Below are 22,134 nucleotides of genomic sequence, written 5' to 3'. Positions count from 1 at the left end.
TCCGTTTTAGGTACTGACGAGTGAGCGTTGTGTATGTTGGTTTATCTCTAAAGGGGGAGCGTATTTGAATCGTCTCATTAATTCTTATGACGGCGGTTCTGCGCGAATAACTCTTCAACATCTTGCTTAGGCTGAGGGCGATAGAAGTGGAAACCCTGAATTGAACTGCAGTTGAGGTTAGAGAGCAGCGTCGCTTGCTCACTGGTTTCGACACCTTCTGCAACCACGGTTAAATCGAGAGATTTACCAAGGTTGATGATGTTTTCAATCACAGTGATTTGCTTTGGCAGGGTATCGATATCAGAGATGAAAGCACGGTCAATCTTCAGTTCGTCAATTGGGAAGCGAGCCAGATAAGACAGGGATGAATAACCGGTACCAAAATCATCGATTGATAACGCAAAGCCAAGTTTCTTAATCGCATTGAGCATCTGCAGTGTGTGTTCACTATCACTCATCACTGCACTTTCTGTCAGTTCAAAAGTGATAGCGCTTGGGTCTAGCTCTGTAGAACGCAGTAATTTTTCAACATAATCAATCAGTTTTGGGTTACCAAACTGTTCTGGAGAAAGGTTGATTGCAACGCGACCTGGGAGGATGCCTTGCATCTTCCAGCGCTTAACCGTCGCAAATACCTCACGCATAACCACACGACCAAGCTGCTCGATAAGACCGGCACGTTCTGCAACTGGGATGAAGGCGGCAGGGCTGATATAGCCTTCTACTGGGTGTTTCCAACGTACTAGAGCTTCTGCTCCGTTGATGGTGAAGTCACGGGCGTTTACTTTTGGTTGATACCAAACCTCGAGTCCGTTTTGTTGCAGTGCTTTCTGAAGTTCTATCTCAAGCCACAGTCGCATACGCGCTTCTTTGTTCATCTGTTCGTTGAACTTAATCAAGCGATTACGACCACGATCTTTGGCTTCGTACATTGCCGTGTCGGCGTTTTGCAGCAAGATACGTGCGTCTGTACCATCTTTAGGGAAGCTCACACTACCAATCGAGCAGGCTAAGCGTTTACTGAAGTGGTGAAGATCGAAGGGTTGATTGATCAAGGAAATGATCTTTTCAGCGAGCATTTCAGGCGTCTGCTGATGTTCAGGTTCAGGCAGGATAATACCAAACTCATCACCGCCTAAATGCCCAATAACGGCTTTACGAGGCAGTAAGCGTTTAAGGCGTGAGGCGACCTCTTTAATCACTTTGTCACCAATGTGATGACCAAGTGAGTCATTGATATTTTTAAAGTTATCAATGTCTAAGTAGAGCATCACCACAGATGTGTCGTTGTGAATAAATTGCTCAAGACGCTTGGTAAACCCCACTCGGTTGTAGAGTTTGGTCAGTGCATCGATGTAGGCATCTTCACTGTTAGCGGGTGAAAATTGTTTTGCGGTATCTTGTGCGTCTTGGATAAGCACTAGTTGGGTGCTACTTCCAAGAATGGCAGTAGAATCAATATGCAATTGTACCTTACGTTCAAAACCGCATCTGGCCCCCGTTAAGCAAACCAAGCCAGACTCGGTAATAATAGAGCTAAGCCTATTATTAAAGACGGTTTTGGTTTGTTCATCGATAAATAAGCGACCCAACTCCTCACCAATCAACTCAGTAGTGGAGTTGAAACCAAGCAAGCGTGCTGCCGCTGGGTTTGATGATAAAATATAGTCGCTTTCGACTAACAATAGCCCGTCAGGGAGCAGTTGAGATAGTTTGTGAAATTTTGCTTCGGATTCTTCTAAAGAGCGAACAAGCACTTGGTTTTCTGATGTATCGAAGGCATGAAAAACGATGTAGTCGATTTTGTTACCATTTGTCAGAGGAGATAGGCTGAAATGAAGACTGGTATCGAGGTCGGTTTCGTTGAGAGTGATTTCGGCTTCAATTTTTTCACCGTTGAATGCACGCTCGTAATACGGTTTCAGGTGTTGGTAAAATTGTTCGCCTAAGGTTTGGCGATCATTCATGCCGACAAGCTCTGCTTGATTTAAACCTGCAATATCACAGTAACGCTCATTCACCATAAAATAATTATGTTGAGCATCAAGAACGGCAAAAAATAACGGGCTGTTTGCTGTTAGCTGGGTAAACCAATGTTGTAGTTGCTGGGGAGGCATCAAAGTACTACCAATTCTCCAAGAGCTTAAATATTCACTATAGTTAGATACTCATAGCTTTTTTTATTGTTCGTATTAACTTGTGAGATCAGCGAGCTGCTGTATTTTGTTAACTCAATTACTATAACTTATACCACGATTCTCAATATATCAAAGCTCTTGCGCCAAAGGGGCACAAAATTGATACATAACAGTAACTGAGTTCTTAGCATCATTTATGATGCATTCCATATTATTGACAAAGTTACGGATAAGTCACGTGATAAACAAGATTCGCACTCAACTAGTTCAAAATGCCGCATCAATTTTGCGATCTCCAGTCCAGTTATTGCCTAAAAAAGTACAAAAAATAGCCTTATTAGAAGCAATGAAAAGTGTCTTTAAGGAGTCTTTGGAAGATGGTGACTTTGAGTTCTTAGAAAACAAGTGGCTTAAAGTTTCAATAATAGATTTGGGGTTAAGTTGGCATATTAGCTACAAAAATGAGCAACTAGTTGTATCTGATAAAGCAGTGACTGAAGATGTAAGCTTTAGCGGAAACCTGAACGACCTTGTGTTGATTGCAGGACGTAAAGAAGACCCAGATACGCTTTTCTTCCAACGTCGATTGTCTATTGAGGGCGATACTGAGCTCGGTTTAGAGATTAAAAACTTGATGGATAGCGTAGATTTAGATTTATTGCCTATTCCTATGAAAACTTTGTTAAATCAATTAGCTGATTTTGTGCAGAAGGGAGTACAATCCTCAGATACACAAAGTGAGGTAATGAATGCTTATTCGAACTGAAGCACCGGCAGATATACTTGTCATTGATCGTCTATTGAAATCTGTTTTTGAAACGGATGCAGAAGCTAATTTGGTTATGAGCTTACGTGAGAATAGTCATTTAACGCTATCGCTGGTGGCTTGTTCTGACGAAGGTGAGGTGGTTGGCCACCTAATGTTTAGCCCGATCACGCTGCATGGTGAAGATCACAACTGGCAGGGACTTGCGCCGCTTGCTGTGAAAGAAGAGTTCCGCAACCAAGGCATAGCTAAATCATTGGTTGAAGATGCTTTCTCTACTTTGGTTGATTTCGGTTACCCAGCCTGTGTTGTGCTTGGTGATCCTGCCTATTACGGCCGCTTTGGTTTCAAGGCGGCGAGTGAGTTTGGTTTGAGCTGCACTTGGGATGTGCCTGAAGGTGCTTTTCAAGCTATCGAGTTAGTTGAAGGTGCGCTTGCTGGGCACTCCGGTGAAATTGCTTACAGTCCTGAGTTCAACGACTTATAAGCCTATTTCCCACGTAATATGATGCAAACTGATTTAGTCTAAATAAAGGAGCTTGATGCTCCTTTATTTTTTGTTAGTATCAGCCCAGCTCTGATGAGCTCTTTTTAAGTTTGCTCTGATAAGCCACCCATCACCAACCTAAGGTTACACTGCTAAATATGCCACAAACACACGCACAATACCTGCAAGAGATGGACATTAGCCAATGGGAGCTTAGCCACCCAGAGCGTTTGGCGGGTTATGAATCTGAGTTGACTCCGCTCTCGAGCGACTGCAAGTTACTGTTAGTTTCGCCTGAAAAGCCTCAGGAAGATCTTGCCGTGATGTTTGAGCGTGTACTCAAAAGTATCAAGCTCGACTTATCTCAAGCCTTACATATTCAGCCTCTACATCTATCTTCTATCGAACTCGGTGATGTTGAATGGGTGTGGTTTGCGGGTTGTGAGTCTGCCCAAGAGCTGAAAGCAAAAACATTACAATCGCCATTACTGTCTGATATCAATGGTAATAACCAACACCGCCGCGACTTATGGCAACAAATTTGTGCTTATGACTAATCAATTTTTACTGACTTCACAACAACACCTAGACGCCATTTGGCAGATAGAGCAGGCCGCGCACTCTCATCCTTGGTCTGAAACGATGATTCGCGATCTCGATAGCCGAGGCGCTTGTCACCATGTACTTGAAGTCGATGGGAAAGTGGTTGGGTATTTCTTCGCGCAGAATATCGTTGGTGAAGTCACGTTACTTAATATTGCTGTCGACCCAAGCCAACAAGGCAAAGGTTATGGTAAGGCGTTAACGGAACACTTCCTTGATATGTGTGAGCAAGCTGACGCGGAAAGTGCTTGGCTGGAAGTGCGCGAAAGTAACGTGAACGCGTTTAACTTGTATGAGAAAGCTGGTTTTAATGAAGTCGACCGCCGTCGTAACTACTATCCGACTAAGCAAGGCAACGAAGATGCGATCATTATGAGCTATCTTTTTATGTCTTTTAGCTAGTCATGTTATGTCTTTTAGATAACCCCGATAACTAACCTCGAATTAGCCACAAAATAGCGTGTAAACTGACCCTTTAGAAAGTGACACGCTTTCTGTATAATCCGCACACAGAATTCAAGGGCAAGTATTATCTACTTGCCCTTTTTACGCTTTAGATCAGCAAAGGGCGACTATGTCTTTCCAACAAGAAGTGAGCAAACGTAGAACGTTTGCGATTATCTCTCACCCGGATGCGGGTAAAACCACGATTACTGAAAAAGTTCTTTTATTCGGAAACGCGATTCAGAAAGCGGGTACCGTAAAAGGCCGTGGCTCTAACCAGCACGCTAAATCTGACTGGATGGAGATGGAAAAAGAACGTGGTATCTCGGTAACTACGTCGGTAATGCAATTCCCATACAATGATTGCCTAGTAAACCTACTTGATACTCCAGGGCACGAAGATTTCTCGGAAGATACGTACCGTACACTAACTGCGGTTGACTCTTGTTTGATGGTTATCGATGCTGCGAAAGGTGTCGAAGATCGTACTCGTAAACTCATGGAAGTCACTCGTCTGCGTGATACGCCAATCGTTACCTTTATGAACAAACTTGACCGTGACGTTCGTGACCCAATGGAAGTGCTTGATGAAGTGGAAAGCGAGCTAGGTATGGCTTGTTCTCCAATCTCTTGGCCAATTGGTTGTGGTAAAGAGTTCAAAGGTGTTTACCACATTCACCGTGATGAAACGATCTTGTACGAATCTGGCCACGGTCATGAGATCCAAGAAGTACGTATCATTAAAGGTCTAGATAACCCCGAGCTCAATGAAGCGGTAGGTGATGATCTGGCGGAAAGCGTACGCGAAGAGCTAGAGCTTGTTATCGGTGCGTGCCCTGAGTTTGATCATGAGTTGTTCCTTGCTGGTGAACTGACGCCTGTTTACTTCGGTACTGCTCTGGGTAACTTTGGTGTTGACCACATGCTAGATGGCTTAACTGAGTGGGCTCCAGGCCCTCAAACTCGTAAAGCGAACGAGCGTGATGTTGTTGCGACAGAAGAGAAGTTTTCTGGTTTCGTATTTAAGATCCAAGCAAACATGGATCCTAAACACCGTGACCGTATCGCATTTATGCGTATCGTATCGGGTACTTACAACCAAGGTATGAAGATGAACCATGTTCGTACTGGCAAGAATGTAAGTATCTCTGATGCGGTAACCTTCATGGCGGGAGACCGTGCGCGAGCTGAGAAAGCGTATGCTGGAGACATTATCGGCCTACATAACCACGGCACAATCCAGATTGGTGACACCTTTACGCAAGGTGAAAGCCTAAAGTTCGCTGGTATTCCAAACTTTGCGCCAGAACTATTTCGTCGTATTCGTCTACGTGACCCACTGAAGCAGAAGCAGCTTCTAAAAGGCCTAGTTCAGCTTTCAGAAGAGGGCGCAGTACAAGTATTCCGTCCTATGCAGAACAACGACCTGATCGTTGGTGCGGTTGGTGTCCTTCAGTTTGACGTAGTTGTAGCGCGCTTGAAAGCGGAATACAACGTAGAAGCTATCTATGAGGGCATTAACGTTGCAACCGCTCGTTGGGTTGAGTGTGACGACGATAAGAAACTGGAAGAATTCAAGCGTAAGAACCAATCTAACCTAGCGTTAGATGGTGGTGATAACCTATCTTACATTGCACCAACGATGGTGAACTTGAACCTAGCTTCTGAACGTTTCCCTGACGTTCAATTCCGAGCGACGCGCGAACACTAATTTCTCCGCGATCTATTCGAGTTAAACAAAAACGTCTATTGTTCTGCAGTAGGCGTTTTTTAATGCGTTTTATTTAAGGTTTAAAGGCTGAGGTTAGAGGCAGTTATGTTGGGTTGGATAAAAGTTTGGATTAAGAAATACGATAAGTGGTGCGAGGAGCTTGGCTTAACGTCAGAGAATAAGCGCAGCTGTGTGGCCTATCGCCGTGACCCTCAAGGACAACATGCAGAGAGTAGGAAAGATGACAAAGGAATTAAGTAGTTTTCCGTTGTTTGACACTCATTGCCATGCGGACTTTGATACCTTTAAGCAAGGTATTGCACTTGATAAAGGTATTGACGGTTACGTCAAAGAAGCGAAACAAGCACATGTCGAGAAGCTACTCATTCCTTCTATTGGCCAGAGTAACTGGAGGGAGCTTGATAAAATTGCTCAAGCTCATCCTAATGTTTATTACGCTTTAGGTTTCCATCCTTACTTCTTGGACCAAGCTGATGACAATCAGTTTTCAGAGCTTCGCCAGTTGCTTTCTTTAAGGTCAAATCAATGTGTTGCGATAGGAGAGTGCGGACTCGACTTTTTTGTGGATGTTGATCGAGAGAAACAAGAGCGCTTTTTCATTCAGCAAATTGAGCTTGCTAAGGAGTTCGAGTTGCCTTTAATTATCCACGAGAGAAAGTCTTACAACCGATTAATTGAACTATTGAAGCAACAAAGGTTCACTTTAGGTGGGGTAATTCATGGTTTTTCTGGGAGTGAGCAGCAAGCTTTGGCGTGGATTAAGCTCGGTTTCTATATTGGTGTTGGTGGAACGATTACTTACCCAAGAGCACAAAAAACGCGCACAACCATCGCAAAACTGCCTCTAGAATATTTGGTGTTGGAAACCGATGCTCCGGACATGCCAACGTATGGTAATCAAGGAGGTGTTAATCATTCCAAACAGTTAGTTACGATATCAAATGCGCTTTTTTTGATCAGAAAAGAATCAAAGCAATCGATTGCAGTGCAAGTTTGGAAAAATAGCCATCTTGCATTCGGTATACGTGAATAAAATCGAAGGTTTTTGTTTATCGTTTGCGCGAATTACACTTATATCGTGATTGGTCTCACATTTGTGTGTGAATGGTACATAAATCTTATACGAAAGTGTGAGGGCGGCATTACTTTATTAGTGGTCGCATGAGTATAATTGCCTCCGCTTTATAGCCCCATTTTGTAACACGCCAATAAATAACTAATAAGGAAGTCATAAACTATGAGCCTGTTTATGAGCCTCGTCGGAATGGTTGCACTGATTGCAATCGCAGTACTACTATCTGACAACCGCAAAGCTATTAATCTAAGAACCGTGGGTGGCGCTTTCGCTATCCAATTCGCACTTGGTGCATTCGTACTTTACATCCCTTGGGGTCGTGATCTACTTGCAGGTTTCTCTGCTGGTGTAGCAAACGTGATCGACTATGGTAAAGACGGTACTGGTTTCCTATTCGGCAGCCTAGTTAACTTCTCAGTTGACGGTATCGGTTTCATCTTTGCTTTCCAAGTTCTACCGACTCTGATTTTCTTCTCTGCACTTATCTCTGTACTTTACTACATTGGTATAATGCAAGTTGTAATCAAAGTGCTTGGTGGTGGTCTTCAGAAAGCTCTAGGTACTTCTCGCGCCGAGTCTATGTCTGCAGCAGCAAACATCTTCGTTGGTCAAACTGAAGCACCTTTAGTTGTTCGTCCATTTGTTCCTAAAATGACTAACTCTGAACTATTCGCAGTAATGTGTGGTGGTTTGGCTTCTGTAGCTGGTGGTGTACTAGCAGGTTACGCATCTATGGGTGTACCTCTAGAGTACCTTGTTGCAGCGTCATTTATGGCAGCACCTGGTGGTCTACTATTCGCTAAAATCATCAAGCCAGAAACAGACACACCAGACGATACCATCGCTGATGATATTGACGGTGGTGATGACAAACCTGCGAATGTTATCGACGCAGCAGCAGGTGGTGCATCAGTTGGCCTACAACTAGCACTTAACGTTGGTGCTATGCTACTAGCATTCATCGGTCTGATTGCTCTAATCAACGGTATGCTAGGTGGCATCGGTGGTTGGTTCGGTATGGAAAATCTAACCCTAGAACTTCTTCTAGGTTGGATCTTTGCACCGCTAGCATTCATCATCGGTGTTCCATGGGAAGAAGCAACCATCGCTGGTTCTTTCATTGGTCAGAAAACGGTTGTTAACGAATTCGTTGCATACCTAAACTTCGTACCATACGTTGGTGAGAACGCGCAAGTTGTTGCAGCAACTGGTCAAGTGATGTCTGAGAAGACTCAAGCTATCATCGCATTCGCACTATGTGGTTTCGCAAACCTTTCTTCAATTGCGATTCTTCTAGGTGGTCTAGGTGGTATTGCACCAAGCCGTCGCCACGACATCGCACGTATGGGTGTTAAAGCGGTAATTGCTGGTACTCTATCTAACCTGATGGCAGCAACAATTGCTGGCTTCTTCCTGTCTTTCTAATTAGTTAGAAATCGATATATAGACGCCATCATAATATCGCCCCGTAGCAAGAAATTGCTGCGGGGCTTTTTTGTTTTTAGGCCTAGTAATTTTGAGTACTAGCATGAGTGAATGCTTGGTGTCGAAAATGGGTCTAGAATGTTTTTTTGAGATACAAACCGTTTGCGTTCTAAGGAGCACTACAATTTATTGATGGATACCTATAGTGTATAAGCTTAAGGGATAGGATGTCTCTTGTTGGCAAGAAAGTAACCGCGGGATCGATTCTAGCGTTATTCTTTTGGGATTTAGCCAAACTTAGCGATACGCTATAGATGTTAGACACAACATGACTGATTTGTTGTGCCATAGACCAAACTGGTACTGTGCGGTGACAAGGATTGCAATTGATAACGAAAGTTATCAAGTCTTCAGGGAACCAAGTCCGTTCATTTTTGGCTACTGAGCATGACTAAAATATCCATCTATACTGGGTGGATGGCAAAGTAGTTAACTATTTGAATATATTGATCGGAGATAGAAATGAGCGATTTAAAAGCAGCAGCTCTACGTGCACTTAAACTTATGGACCTAACAACGTTGAATGATGACGATACTACTGAGAAAGTAGTGGCGCTTTGTCATGATGCGAAGACTGCGGTAGGCAACACAGCTGCAATCTGTATTTACCCTCGCTTTATCCCAGCCGCTAAGAAAGCGTTGCGTGAGCAAGGTACTCCAGAAGTACGCATTGCGACTGTAACTAACTTCCCTCATGGTAATGACGACATCGAAATTGCTGTTGCAGAAACAAAAGCAGCGGTAGCGTACGGCGCAGACGAAGTTGACGTAGTATTCCCATACCGTGCTCTTATTGCTGGCAACGAAGAAGTTGGCTTTGAGCTAGTTAAGCAATGTAAAGCCGCTTGTGGTGACATCACGCTTAAAGTGATCATCGAAACTGGTGAGCTGAAAGAAGAAGCTCTGATCAAGAAAGCTTCTCAAATCTGTATCGAAGCGGGTGCAGACTTCATCAAAACTTCAACAGGTAAAGTGCCAGTAAACGCGACTCCAGAGTTCGCGCGCATGATGCTTGAAGTTATTCGTGATATGGGCGTTGCTAAAACAGTGGGTTTTAAGCCAGCTGGTGGCGTTCGTACAGCTGAAGATGCAGCACTATACCTAGCAATGGCTGATGAGCTACTAGGCGCTGAGTGGGCAGACAACATGCACTACCGTTTTGGTGCGTCAAGCCTACTAACTAACCTTCTCAATACATTAGAAGTGACAGACCAAACTGCTGATCCAGCAGCATACTAATTTACCCGTCATATTTGACGTAGCAGCGTTGTTGACTGCGTAAGTTCATCCTAATCACATAGAGCCTCTATGCTCATAGGAATGAACTTCGATTTTCTTTCAAGAGAATAGTCGCCTAGCTGCAACGCGAAATATTTAGAGTATTGAAAATAACAAGTCTGTTTGATGGAGTGGCGTTAAGTCACTCCATATTACCTCTTTCCCCTACAAACCATACTCACTAGAGTTTGGGAGGCACTAATGTATCTACCTCAAGAAATTATTCGCAGAAAACGTGATAACGAAGTACTGACCACAGAAGAAATTAACTTTTTCATCCAAGGTGTCGCTAAGAACACGGTTTCTGAAGGCCAAATTGCAGCATTCGCAATGGCTATCTTCTTTAACGAAATGACAATGCCAGAACGTATCGCACTAACGTGTGCAATGCGTGACTCAGGCATGGTGATTGACTGGAGCCACATGAACTTTGATGGCCCAATCGTTGATAAACACTCTACTGGTGGTGTTGGTGACGTAACTTCTCTGATGCTTGGCCCTATGGTGGCAGCATGTGGTGGTTTCGTTCCAATGATCTCTGGTCGTGGTTTAGGCCACACTGGCGGTACGCTAGACAAGCTTGAATCTATTCCTGGTTACAACATTACACCAACCAACGATGTGTTCGGTGAAGTCACTAAAGATGCTGGCGTAGCGATCATCGGTCAAACAGGCGATCTAGCACCGGCTGATAAGCGTGTTTATGCAACTCGTGATATCACAGCAACCGTAGATAATATCTCGCTGATCACGGCTTCAATCCTATCTAAGAAACTGGCCGCTGGCCTTGATTCTTTAGTGATGGATGTAAAAGTAGGTTCAGGCGCATTCATGCCGACTTATGAAGCCTCTGAAGAGCTAGCGAAATCGATCGTTGCAGTAGCAAACGGTGCGGGTACTAAAACAACAGCAATCCTAACGGACATGAACCAAGTTCTAGCTTCTTCGGCGGGTAACGCAGTAGAAGTGCGTGAAGCGGTTCAATTCCTAACGGGTGAATACCGTAACCCACGTTTGCTAGAAATTACGATGGCATCGTGTGCTGAAATGCTGGTGTTGGGTAACCTTGCAAAAGATTCAGACGAAGCGCGCGAAAAACTGATGGCAGTACTGGATAACGGTAAAGCAGCAGAGTGCTTCGGTAAAATGGTAGCGGGCCTTGGTGGTCCAGCAGATTTCGTAGAAAACTACGATAACTACCTAGAGAAAGCAGAAATTATTAAGCCAGTGTACGCGCTAGAAAGCGGTGTGGTATCTGCAATGGATACTCGTGCAATTGGTATGGCTGTCGTTGGTATGGACGGTGGTCGCCGTGTAGCAACAGACAGTATTGATTACGCAGTTGGTTTTGATCACTTCATTCGCCTTGGTGAAGTAGCAAGTGAAGATAAACCATTAGCAATGATTCATGCTCGCAACGAACAACAGTGGCAAGAAGCTGCAACGGCATTACAAAATGCAATCACTGTGGGTGGAGAATATACAGCAACGCCAGACGTTTACCGTCAGATTCGTTCTGAAGACGTGTAAATAACAGGTATCGGCATACCTAGTGTATGTCGATAAACAGAGTTCTGGTGCAAAGAGCATTAAGTTGGTGAAGAAAATGAAAAGAGCATTTATTTTAGTTTTAGATTCATTCGGTATCGGTGAAGCAGCGGATGCAGACAAATTCGGTGATGTTGGTTCTGACACTATGGGTCACATCGCAGATCATTGTGATAAAGGTCTTGCAAACACTGCAGATCGTCAAGGTCCTCTGACGTTACCAAACCTGTCTAAGTTAGGTTTAGCCATGGCTCACAAAGAGTCTACAGGTCGCTTCGCTCCAGGTATGGATGCAGACGTTGAAATCATTGGCGCTTACGGCCACGCTGCTGAGCTGTCTTCTGGTAAAGATACGCCATCAGGTCACTGGGAAATCGCTGGTGTACCGGTACTGTTTGACTGGGGTTACTTCACCGATAAAGAGAACAGCTTTCCAAAAGAGCTGACTGACCGCATCCTTGAGCGTGCAGGTTTGTCTGGTTTCTTGGGTAACTGCCACTCCTCAGGCACTGAAATCCTAGATAACCTAGGTGAAGAACACATGAAGACTGGCCTACCTATCTTCTATACTTCTGCGGACTCTGTTTTCCAGATCGCTTGTCATGAAGAGACATTCGGCCTACAAAACCTATTAGACCTTTGTCAGATTGCTCGTGAAGAGCTAGAAGACTACAACATTGGTCGTGTTATCGCGCGCCCATTCGTTGGCCCTGGCAAAGGTCAATTCGAGCGTACAGGTAACCGTCGTGACCTTTCTGTTGAGCCACCTGCAGCAACTATCCTGCAGAAACTTGCTGATGAGAAGGGCGGTAACGTTCACTCAATCGGTAAGATCTCTGATATCTACGCAGGTTGTGGTATCACTCAGAAAACCAAAGCGACAGGTATTCCTGCGCTATTTGAAGCAACCAAAGAAGCGATCAATGAAGCGGGCGACAACACGATTGTGTTCACTAACTTTGTTGACTTCGACTCTGCTTACGGCCACCGCCGTGATGTTGCGGGTTACGCAGCGGCACTTGAGTACTTCGATGGTCGCATCAATGAAATCATCGATATGATGAAAGAAGATGATGTACTAATCTTAACTGCAGACCACGGTTGTGATCCAACATGGCCAGGCACCGACCATACTCGTGAGCACATCCCTGTGATTGTTTACGGTCAGAAGGTTCCAGCCGGTTCTCTAGGCCGTCGTGATACGTTCGCTGATATCGGTCAAAGCTTAGCGTCATACTTTGGTACATCGCCAATGGGATACGGTACAAGCTTCCTATAATAGTTAACTAAGAGAGAGGGAAACCTCTCTCTTTCTTTTTTGTTTTGAGATTAAGGATATTTTCAATGGCTACTCCACATATTAATGCTGAAATGGGTGATTTCGCTGACGTAGTTCTCATGCCAGGTGACCCGCTACGTGCTAAATACATCGCTGAAACCTTCCTAGAAGAAGTGGTTCAAGTGTGCGACGTTCGTAACATGTTTGGTTACACCGGTACCTACAAGGGTCGTAAGGTTTCGGTAATGGGACATGGTATGGGCATTCCATCTTGTTCTATTTACGCGACTGAGCTGATCAAAGACTTTGGTGTGAAGAAGATCATTCGTGTCGGGAGTTGTGGTGCAGTGAGCGAAGATATCAAAGTGCGCGATGTGGTTATTGGCATGGGCGCATGTACTGACTCAAAAGTGAACCGTATTCGCTTTAAAGGTCACGACTTCGCAGCTATCGCAGACTACAAAATGGTACGTGCGGCAGAAGATGCAGCCAAAGCGCATGGTGTTGATGTCAAAGTCGGAAACTTATTCTCTGCTGAGCTGTTCTACACGCCAGATCCTGAAATGTTCGAAGTGATGGATAAATACGGTATTGTCGGCGTAGAGATGGAAGCGGCAGGTATCTATGGCGTGTGTGCTGAATACGGCGCAAAAGCTCTAACGATTTGTACTGTGTCTGATCACATCAAAACCGGTGAGCAAACCACATCAGATGAGCGCCAAACAACTTTCAACGACATGATGGTTATCGCACTAGAGTCTGTACTTCTTGGTGACCAAGAGTAATCGTTCTTCGCTTTAAGCTTGATAAAGCAACAGATAACTAAAAGCCCCGTTGCTGCCTGAGCGTCGGGGCTTTTTATTGGATTGCTATATTTATTCTGAGCCTAGTTTGTTCATGAGCTTACATTTCTAAGCAGTAAGTTCTCACCAGACTTGGTTGGTCTTCGACGAATCAGCATGATAAACAACACACCACTGACAAAACCCATTAAGACCATACCAATCATGTAGCGATCACTTTTTCGGTAGTGGTGATCAGAAATCGCCGTCATCTTACCGGTTTCGAAGGTCACACGAATAAAGCCAATGATCGTATGTTCTGCAGAATAAATAGGTTCGACTAATTGCTGTCTGCCAATACTTGCAGTTGAAAGTGGCGTGTCTAAACCAAGAACCTCACGTACAGAGAGTGCTTTTTCGCTCGAAGCCAGTCGGATCCCTTCTGCATCATAGATGGTGGTATCAAATACCAGTCGGTCTTGAGAGAGCTGGTTAGTCAGCTCAAGCAGTCGTTCTTGGTCTTGTTGTAGGATCATCTTGCTAGCGGAAAGTGATGCCTGAGAGATCAGCAGCTTAGTTAACGTCTCTAGCTGTTTTACTTGGATTTTCTCATTACCTTTACTGATCACGACCGTGTTTTTTATCGTTACAACGAACATCGCAGCCAGCAAAATGAGCGCTAGCATTCGTAAAGCGTTACGTATTGAGAACAATGATTCATTCATGTTTCACGAAGCCTGAAATAAACAAATGTTATGATTAAGACATATTGAGACTTGCGTTTTCAAATTGCAATAGGTTAACGTTTAGCATAGTTAATTAGGAATCATACACATGGATGCTCAGAAATATCTGCCGATTAAAAGGCATACGACATTATTAACTCGACTCCCCGAGACCCGCTTTGCTTCTCAACTCGCTAAGGCTAAAGCGAATTGGATTGTGTTCGGTGAGTACCTTTCACCACAATCTTTTGATGACATCGACTTTTTCACTGGCACTTACAACACCATCCTTGATACGTGGAAGGTTGGGCATTATGAAGTGGCTTTGATGTCTGGTAATTTAACCCCAGCACACGAAGAGATCCTACAAGCATTAAAGCTCGATTATGCTTGTCTTAGTGAGGTCCCAGATTTATCTAAGCCGGGTTTGATTGTGATGGATATGGATTCCACCGCGATTCAGATTGAATGCATTGATGAAATTGCAAAGCTGGCTGGAGTCGGTGAGTTAGTTTCTGAAATCACCGAGCGTGCGATGCAAGGAGAACTGGATTTTGAACAGAGCTTACGCCAACGAGTAGGAGCACTTAAAGGTGCTGATGAAGCTATCTTGGAGCAAGTGCGTCAATCACTGAGATTCATGCCTGATTTAGTCTCGCTTGTTAATACTCTGAATAAACTTGGCTGGAAGACGGCTATAGCATCTGGCGGCTTTACTTACTTTTCGGATTATTTGAAAGACACGCTAGACCTTGACCATGCTCAATCGAACACTTTAGAAATCGTTAAAGGCAAGCTAACGGGTAAAGTTCTGGGTGATGTGGTTTCAGCGCAAACCAAAGCCGACATTTTAGTTGAGCTGGCTGAAGAGTATGAGCTTGAATTGCATAACACGGTTGCAGTTGGTGATGGTGCGAATGACTTGGTTATGATGAATTCAGCGGGTCTCGGTATTGCCTACCATGCGAAACCCAAAGTTGAGCAACAAGCTCAAACTGCGGTGCGCTACGCAGGGTTAGGCGGGGTACTGTGTATCTTATCGGGTGTATTAGCTAAGCAGCAAAAGATAAGTTGGCAGGCGAAACCTTAAGGTTGTCTCTTGATAAGCTCTATTCGTAACTAATTTATAATAGAGCTCAGGTACAAAAAAGCAGGTGATGAGCTTGCTTTTTCTATTTTCAAATCGGCTAAGTTCATGACTCGACAAATCGATACCGTTATTTACGACATGTTTATTTAGCGCGTCAGCTCCAATCGAATCAACACTTCATCGGTAATATCTTCTACTTCGCCATAACCAATAAAAGCGGTGACCTCGTTCTCCAATTTCTTTGCTTGATGCATGCTAATTCTTGAGAGCTCTTCTAAATCCGATTGGAACAGGCTCGTCAGCGGATTAAAAATTGGCGCGGTCGTTACTCTTAGCACGTACACATCACCTAAATGTTGTGCCTTTTTAATGAATAAGATCCTTTCTTTTGCTGAAGCGAATTCTTTGATCAATTTAGTATGTACTGATTGTATTTTGTCACCAAACTTAACTGCGGCAATGTAGACATCATGGTGTTTAGGCTTTGCACCTTCAATTCTTTTCAGTGGCTCAGCCAATAGCGAGTTAGAGTGTCCTTTGAAAATAGGTTCGAGTGAGAACTTTTGGTTGTGTCCTAGTTTGGCGAGTAGCGCGAGATGCTTATTCAATGGAAAGTTTACACCAATGATCTTACAGCGCAGCGTTGAGCCAGGTTTATCAATGAATATTGGGCTGCTGACCATCTTGCTAAGCAATATATTGTGCAACGATTCGAGGAGTGAATGCGTTGGTAGTATTTCTTGTTTCTTAATTAACTTACTCTGGTTCTGATCAATAAGCCCATTGAGAAAGGCGATAGTACGCATTGTTTTAGCGCTCTCTTCGATAACTAATTGCACTTTGCGACCGTTCGGGCTTACTCGAATTACGTGATAAGGGACAATGCTTAGAGGCAAGTTTTTGTCGTAAAGCTGTAGCTCATTGAAGTTGACCAATACCGGATCATCAATCTTGAGTACCATCGGTTGTTCAAGAGTAATGCTGAGTCCACGTTTCGAGATGTCTAAGGTTTGCCCGCTCGCTGTCGCGCCATCTTGTGATGTGAGTTGCAACGGTGACTTAAATTGGTATCTCGGCTCTTTACGACGAGTTTGGGAATCAAAGTAGATGCTTTTAATATTCCCAACCACGGTACGTGGGTGGCGGAAGCGATTCAGTTCACTGCTTGGAATCCGTGGTTTTTCACTCAATAGATAGTCAGCAGCACTTTCGTGATCGCCTATTTCCTGCAAAATGCCGCAGTGGGTCAATTGCGCAGAGCTTTGAGCTAGCGTATTTGAATGCTTGGCCAAGGCTTGTCGCTCACTATCTGATAGTTCGAAAACAGAAAATTTGAATGTCTTCCAACTCTTACGTTTCCCTCCGATGTGCCAGAACAGTTGTCTTTGTTCACGAGAAGCTTCAGGTAGCATCATCGAGTAGAACAAGGTCTTATTCTGATGTTCGTGGGTGAATGAGTAGATGACGTTACTTGTACCTTTAACACCAGGCTTAGCCAGTAAATTCATGCGTTGTTCGTTGAACAAGGTCCCCAGAGCTTGCTGGTTCCTTTCATCGTGCCAATATTGCCATAGCGGGTGGTTGTTGTCCGTGAGTAGGGTGAGTTTTAACTCACTGCCACTGAAGAACAGGGGAAGATTACAGGTGTGTTTTAGATAAGTGTGTTCAATCCCTCGAGTACGAGTTCGAATAACCCTGTCTTGATTCTCATGGCTGGTTTTTTTACTTGAACTATTTAAAGATTCTTCAAGTAAGCGAGCCACAATATTGGTATCGCTTACTTTGATCGTTCTCAAAAATTTAACAGCATCGTTCTCGTAAGACTCATCAATGCCTAGAACTCGAAATTCAACGGTTTGGTTAACATCGATTTCTTGCGACTTTTCAACCATCTCTGTGAACTTAACACTGATGATCTCACCGAGATTGTATTTAAAGGCGCTTGGCACCTTAAACTTGGCACCCGATGGGGAGATATCAACCGTTACCCCATGTAAGCTTTGCCCCTTAGAGGTGGTGATTTCAACCTGTGAGCTGATTTTGAGTCTGTTTTCTTGGCGCTTTAAGTCATAGCCTAGATTTATGGCCTCGGCTTCATATGGGCTATTAGCATTGGTGATATCATGGTGATCTTGAGAGGCGGTTTTAACAGCACTGTGGTGTTGCTGGGTGCGTGGTGCCATGACTAACTCCCACGTGCCTTCGGTATAGCCTTTAAATTTTTTAGTACCACGCTGGTACGCGTTTAAAGCAATGTCATCGAGCCAGTGCTTACGGCCGTCGAGAGTGAATTGACGACACTCATTATCAATGCGCCCGCGTAAATCAATGCTCTTTGTACACGGAGCCATGATACGATTCAGTTCCATTTTAACGAGCAGCTTCAGAGACGGCGATTCCCCTTCTGTCATTTGAGAAAGAAGGAATTCGAAATCTTCGGCGTGGTAAGCCGGGATTAAACGTTCTGCTACAGATAGAATTTCAGATTGCTGCATACTTTTCTTGTTAGAATGGACGGTGCGTTATTGTTATCGACAAGTTGTATTTGATCTTTAGATATTCATGACTCTACTGCAACGTTTATTTTTATGTGTACGGTCAACGGGGTCACAAAATAGCAACATTGACCAGTTGCCAAGCTAATTATTGAGGTTTTATGGCTAAAGCAAAACGAGCTTATGTGTGTAATGACTGTGGGGCTGACTTTCCACGTTGGCAGGGGCAGTGCAATGCATGTGGTGCTTGGAACACGATTACAGAAGTTAGGTTAGCCGCTTCACCTCAGGTCGTGCGTAATGAAAGGTTATCTGGGTATGCGGGTGGGGTCACGGAAGCGAGTGTTCAGACATTATCGGAAATTAACCTGCAAGAAGTCCCTCGTTTTAGCAGTGGCTTCAAAGAGCTTGACCGTGTGCTAGGCGGTGGTGTCGTGCCTGGTGCTGCTATCCTGATTGGCGGTAACCCTGGTGCAGGTAAATCAACACTGCTGCTGCAAACCATGTGTCAGCTCTCTTCTCAGTTGCCTACTCTCTATGTGACAGGTGAAGAATCATTGCAACAAGTAGCAATGCGTGCCTCTCGACTTGGTTTACCGAAAGAGCATCTCAAAATGCTCTCTGAAACGAACGTAGATAAGATCTGTCAGATCGCGGAAAAAGAACAGCCAAAGATCATGGTCATTGACTCAATCCAAGTTATGCATGTCGCTGATGTTCAGTCATCACCAGGCAGCGTTGCTCAGGTTCGTGAGTCAGCAACCGCATTAACACGTTACGCAAAACAGAATAACGTTGCGGTATTCTTAGTGGGACACGTAACGAAAGACGGTACGCTAGCGGGGCCAAAAGTGCTTGAGCACATTATTGACTGTTCTGTTCTTCTGGATGGTGGAACAGATAGCCGTTTTAGAACATTGCGCAGCCACAAAAACCGTTTTGGTGCGGTGAATGAGCTGGGAGTGTTTGCCATGACAGGTCAAGGGTTAAAAGAAGTCAGCAACCCATCTGCTATATTCTTGTCTCGTGGTGAAGAAGAAACCTCGGGCAGTTCAGTGATGGTTGTATGGGAGGGGACTCGTCCGCTTCTTGTTGAAATCCAAGCTCTGGTCGACTATTCACAGCTGGCTAACCCGCGTCGTGTCGCTGTCGGCTTAGAGCAAAACAGACTTTCACTGTTATTGGCGGTGCTGCATAAACATGGCGGCTTACAAATGGCTGATCAAGATGTGTTTGTGAATGTCGTCGGTGGTGTTAAAGTAACCGAAACCAGTGCTGATCTTGCGTTGGTGATGGCACTACTATCTAGTTTCAGAGACCGAGCATTACCCAAAGATGTGGTGGTATTTGGTGAAGTAGGCCTAGCGGGTGAGATTCGACCTGTACCAAGCGGGCAAGAACGTTTAAATGAAGCATTCAAACACGGCTTTAAGAAAGCGATTGTACCGGCGGCTAATATGCCTAAAGGTGGCATTCCAGGAATGCAGATCCACGGTGTGAAAAAGTTATCAGAGGCAATTAATGCTTTTGATGAGTTGTAATTGAACTCACTTCAGCTACTCTATACAGCAGCAATTCAGCCTAACCTTAAAGCCGATTGAACTTTGGGTTAGCACTATAAATAACAATCACTTAGATTGTTACTACTTGAGTGCCTTTTTCTATATGTTAGAAAAAGGCAAAGTTTTTTAGACCCAAATGCATGCAAAGCTATCAGTCTTCACAGATTGTGATATACTCTGCGCGCATTTTATATCCTATTAACAGAGTAAGACAATGGCAGATTTATCGAAATACAGAAACATTGGTATTTTCGCGCACGTTGATGCGGGTAAAACAACTACCACTGAGCGTATCCTTAAGCTAACTGGTCAAATCCACAAATCTGGTGAGACACATGATGGCGAATCAACGACTGACTTCATGGAACAGGAAGCTGAGCGCGGTATTACTATCCAATCAGCAGCTGTAAGCTGTTTTTGGAACGATCACCGTCTAAACGTTATCGATACTCCTGGACACGTTGACTTTACAGTTGAAGTATACCGTTCTCTTAAAGTACTTGATGGCGGTATCGGTGTATTCTGTGGTTCTGGTGGTGTTGAACCTCAATCAGAAACTAACTGGCGCTACGCTAACGAATCAGGTGTATCTCGTCTGATCTTCGTTAACAAACTAGACCGTATGGGTGCAGATTTCTACAACGTTGTTGACCAAGTTAAAAACGTTCTAGGTGCAACTCCTCTAGTTATGGTTCTACCAATCGGTCGTGAAGACGAATTCGTTGGTGTTGTAGACCTACTAAGCCGTAAAGCATACGTTTGGGATGACACTGGTCTTCCTGAAAACTACGAAATAAAAGATGTTCCTGCGGACATGGTAGATGACGTAGAACAATACCGTGAAGAGCTAATCGAAACTGCTGTAGAGCAAGACGATGACCTAATGGAAGCTTACATGGAAGGTGAAGAGCCTTCTATTGAAGACATCAAGCGTTGTATCCGTAAAGGTACTCGTGACCTAGCATTCTTCCCAACTTTCTGTGGTTCTGCATTCAAAAACAAGGGCGTACAAATCGTTCTTGACGCTGTTGTAGATTACCTACCTTCTCCAACTGAAGTTGATCCTCAACCTCTAATGGACGAAGAAGGCGAAGAAACTGGCGAGCACGCTATCGTTTCTACAAGCGAGACATTTAAAGCGCTTGCATTCAAAATCATGGATGACCGCTTCGGTGCCCTAACTTTCGTTCGTATTTACTCTGGTAAATTGAACAAAGGTGACACTATTCTTAATGCCTTTACTGGTAAAACTGAGCGTGTTGGCCGTATGGTTGAGATGCAAGCTGATGACCGTAACGAACTAACTAGCGCACAAGCTGGTGACATCATTGCGATCGTTGGTATGAAGAACGTGCAAACTGGTCACACTCTATGTGATCCTAAGCACCCAGTAACGCTTGAGCCAATGGTATTCCCAACTCCAGTAATCTCAATCGCTGTATCTCCAAAAGATAAAGGCGGTTCTGAGAAAATGGGTATTGCAATCGGTAAAATGGTTGCAGAAGATCCATCTTTCCAAGTTGAGACTGACGAAGAGACTGGCGAAACTATCCTTAAAGGTATGGGTGAACTTCACCTAGACATCAAGGTAGATATCCTTAAGCGTACATACGGCGTTGACCTAACTGTAGGTGCTCCTCAAGTTGCTTACCGTGAAACTATCACTCAAGCAATTGAAGATAGCTACACGCACAAGAAACAATCTGGTGGTTCTGGTCAATTCGGTAAGATCGATTACCGTATCAAACCAGGCGAAGCTGGTTCTGGCTTCTCATTCAAGTCTTCTGTTGTGGGCGGTAACGTTCCTAAAGAATTCTGGCCAGCAGTTGAGAAAGGCTTTGCATCTATGATGGAAAACGGCGTACTAGCTGGCTTCCCTACTCTAGACGTTGAAGTTGAACTTTTCGATGGTGGTTTCCACGCAGTCGATTCATCTGCTATCGCATTTGAAATCGCAGCGAAAGGTGCATTCCGTCAATCTATGCCTAAAGCTGGCGCGCAACTTCTTGAGCCAATTATGCATGTTGACGTATTCACTCCAGAAGATCACGTTGGTGATGTTATCGGTGACCTTAACCGTCGTCGTGGCATGATCAAAGATCAACAAGCAGGCGTAACAGGTGTTCGTATTAAAGCTGACGTACCTCTTTCTGAGATGTTCGGCTACATCGGTCACCTACGTACTATTACTTCGGGTCGTGGTCAATTCTCTATGGAATTCCAACAGTACTCTCCATGTCCAACTAACGTTGCTGACGAAGTAATTGCAAAAGTTAAAGCAGAAAAAGAAGCTGGTAAGTAATTAGCTCTTTTCTAAGTTAACTAAAAAGCCCCGCTAGTCTGACTGGCGGGGCTTTTTGTTATCTCATTTCTGGAAGACTAAGACTTATGAATTCCGTTTTAACTCAATATAAATAGACTCAACTTTAACTCGTGCCCAGTCTGTTTTTCTCAAGAATTTTAAGCTAGATTTAATACTCGGGTCTTTTTTGAAACAGTTGATGTTCACCATGTAACTCAACTCTTCCCAACCGTAATGCTCAACCAATTCAGTCAGTAGCTTTTGTAGAGTGATACCATGAAGTGGGTTATTTTCTTGTGTCATGAGGTGCTCTCGCCATTTATTTGAGCTCAGTATACCAGTT

General features: G+C 44.1%; 19 protein-coding genes. 15 read left to right on the top strand and 4 right to left on the bottom strand.

What is annotated here, in order from left to right; all coding sequences use genetic code 11:
• Window positions 1–77 precede the first annotated feature (77 nt).
• Window positions 78–2,117, bottom strand: a complete 2,040-nt coding sequence (locus tag OCU50_RS11325) for a bifunctional diguanylate cyclase/phosphodiesterase (RefSeq protein ID WP_060468530.1) — start codon at window positions 2,115–2,117, stop codon at window positions 78–80.
• 259 nt (window positions 2,118–2,376) lie between these two features.
• Between OCU50_RS11325 and ubiT the strand changes: the two genes are divergently transcribed.
• The 12 genes from ubiT to deoD all read left to right on the top strand — a co-directional run bounded on the left by ubiT (window position 2,377) and on the right by deoD (window position 13,620).
• Entirely contained in the window at window positions 2,377–2,904 is a 528-nt protein-coding gene (ubiT, locus tag OCU50_RS11320) for a ubiquinone anaerobic biosynthesis accessory factor UbiT (RefSeq protein ID WP_060468529.1), read from the top strand.
• Window positions 2,888–3,391 (top strand): GNAT family N-acetyltransferase, encoded by a 504-nt coding sequence (locus OCU50_RS11315; RefSeq protein ID WP_060468528.1) that lies wholly within the window; start codon window positions 2,888–2,890, stop codon window positions 3,389–3,391. Before ubiT ends, OCU50_RS11315 begins: the two co-directional genes overlap by 17 nt.
• A 158-nt stretch (window positions 3,392–3,549) precedes the next feature.
• Window positions 3,550–3,948, top strand: coding sequence for a DNA polymerase III subunit psi (locus OCU50_RS11310; RefSeq protein ID WP_060468527.1), 399 nt, complete (start codon window positions 3,550–3,552; stop codon window positions 3,946–3,948).
• Complete coding sequence (rimI, locus tag OCU50_RS11305; RefSeq protein ID WP_060468526.1) at window positions 3,941–4,396, top strand: ribosomal protein S18-alanine N-acetyltransferase; 456 nt, start codon at window positions 3,941–3,943, stop codon at window positions 4,394–4,396. Before OCU50_RS11310 ends, rimI begins: the two co-directional genes overlap by 8 nt.
• 172 nt (window positions 4,397–4,568) lie before the next feature.
• Window positions 4,569–6,149 carry a peptide chain release factor 3 gene (prfC, locus tag OCU50_RS11300; protein WP_046223356.1) on the top strand — a complete coding sequence of 527 codons (1,581 nt, stop codon included), beginning with the start codon at window positions 4,569–4,571 and terminating at the stop codon, window positions 6,147–6,149.
• Window positions 6,150–6,254: 105 nt separating this feature from the next.
• Window positions 6,255–6,410 (top strand): DUF5363 family protein, encoded by a 156-nt coding sequence (locus OCU50_RS11295; protein WP_160327927.1) that lies wholly within the window; start codon window positions 6,255–6,257, stop codon window positions 6,408–6,410.
• Window positions 6,391–7,203: a TatD family hydrolase gene (locus OCU50_RS11290; RefSeq protein ID WP_060468525.1), complete on the top strand. Its 813-nt coding sequence runs from the start codon at window positions 6,391–6,393 to the stop codon at window positions 7,201–7,203. Before OCU50_RS11295 ends, OCU50_RS11290 begins: the two co-directional genes overlap by 20 nt.
• A gap of 204 nt (window positions 7,204–7,407) precedes the next feature.
• Window positions 7,408–8,670, top strand: coding sequence for a NupC/NupG family nucleoside CNT transporter (locus OCU50_RS11285; protein WP_046223358.1), 1,263 nt, complete (start codon window positions 7,408–7,410; stop codon window positions 8,668–8,670).
• Window positions 8,671–9,192: 522 nt separating this feature from the next.
• Complete coding sequence (gene deoC / locus OCU50_RS11280) at window positions 9,193–9,969, top strand: deoxyribose-phosphate aldolase (protein WP_048605645.1); 777 nt, start codon at window positions 9,193–9,195, stop codon at window positions 9,967–9,969.
• A gap of 240 nt (window positions 9,970–10,209) precedes the next feature.
• The gene (gene deoA / locus OCU50_RS11275; RefSeq protein ID WP_060468524.1) at window positions 10,210–11,538 is read left to right on the top strand and encodes a thymidine phosphorylase; all 1,329 of its coding nucleotides are present in this window, start codon (window positions 10,210–10,212) and stop codon (window positions 11,536–11,538) included.
• Window positions 11,539–11,614: 76 nt separating this feature from the next.
• The gene (locus OCU50_RS11270) at window positions 11,615–12,835 is read left to right on the top strand and encodes a phosphopentomutase (protein WP_046223359.1); all 1,221 of its coding nucleotides are present in this window, start codon (window positions 11,615–11,617) and stop codon (window positions 12,833–12,835) included.
• A 65-nt stretch (window positions 12,836–12,900) separates the two neighbouring features.
• Window positions 12,901–13,620 (top strand): purine-nucleoside phosphorylase, encoded by a 720-nt coding sequence (gene deoD, locus OCU50_RS11265; RefSeq protein WP_060468523.1) that lies wholly within the window; start codon window positions 12,901–12,903, stop codon window positions 13,618–13,620.
• 110 nt (window positions 13,621–13,730) lie between these two features.
• On the opposite strand, the gene OCU50_RS11260 is transcribed toward deoD, so the two are convergent.
• Window positions 13,731–14,342 carry a YtjB family periplasmic protein gene (locus OCU50_RS11260; protein ID WP_060468522.1) on the bottom strand — a complete coding sequence of 204 codons (612 nt, stop codon included), beginning with the start codon at window positions 14,340–14,342 and terminating at the stop codon, window positions 13,731–13,733.
• 109 nt (window positions 14,343–14,451) lie between these two features.
• Here OCU50_RS11260 and serB point away from each other — a divergent pair, with 109 nt between their 5' ends.
• Window positions 14,452–15,432 (top strand): phosphoserine phosphatase, encoded by a 981-nt coding sequence (serB, locus tag OCU50_RS11255; protein WP_017056693.1) that lies wholly within the window; start codon window positions 14,452–14,454, stop codon window positions 15,430–15,432.
• A 146-nt stretch (window positions 15,433–15,578) separates the two neighbouring features.
• Here serB and OCU50_RS11250 read toward each other — a convergent pair whose 3' ends face one another.
• Window positions 15,579–17,927: a PilZ domain-containing protein gene (locus tag OCU50_RS11250; RefSeq protein WP_060468521.1), complete on the bottom strand. Its 2,349-nt coding sequence runs from the start codon at window positions 17,925–17,927 to the stop codon at window positions 15,579–15,581.
• 161 nt (window positions 17,928–18,088) lie between these two features.
• On the opposite strand from OCU50_RS11250, the gene radA reads away from it, so the two are divergent.
• Both radA and fusA read left to right on the top strand, forming a co-directional pair.
• Complete coding sequence (gene radA, locus OCU50_RS11245; protein ID WP_060468520.1) at window positions 18,089–19,468, top strand: DNA repair protein RadA; 1,380 nt, start codon at window positions 18,089–18,091, stop codon at window positions 19,466–19,468.
• Window positions 19,469–19,703: 235 nt separating this feature from the next.
• A complete protein-coding gene (fusA, locus tag OCU50_RS11240; protein WP_060468519.1) occupies window positions 19,704–21,791 on the top strand; it encodes an elongation factor G in 2,088 nt (695 codons plus the stop codon).
• A gap of 84 nt (window positions 21,792–21,875) precedes the next feature.
• On the opposite strand, the gene OCU50_RS11235 is transcribed toward fusA, so the two are convergent.
• Window positions 21,876–22,094 (bottom strand): VF530 family protein, encoded by a 219-nt coding sequence (locus OCU50_RS11235; RefSeq protein WP_060468518.1) that lies wholly within the window; start codon window positions 22,092–22,094, stop codon window positions 21,876–21,878.
• Between the last annotated feature and the right edge of the window lie 40 nt (window positions 22,095–22,134).

The sequence above is a fragment of the Vibrio toranzoniae genome, from assembly GCF_024347655.1.
In the GTDB taxonomy this organism is placed as follows: Bacteria; Pseudomonadota; Gammaproteobacteria; order Enterobacterales; family Vibrionaceae; genus Vibrio; species Vibrio toranzoniae.
Note: the sequence above shows the minus strand (reverse complement) of the source record. Positions and strands in the feature narration are given on the sequence as shown.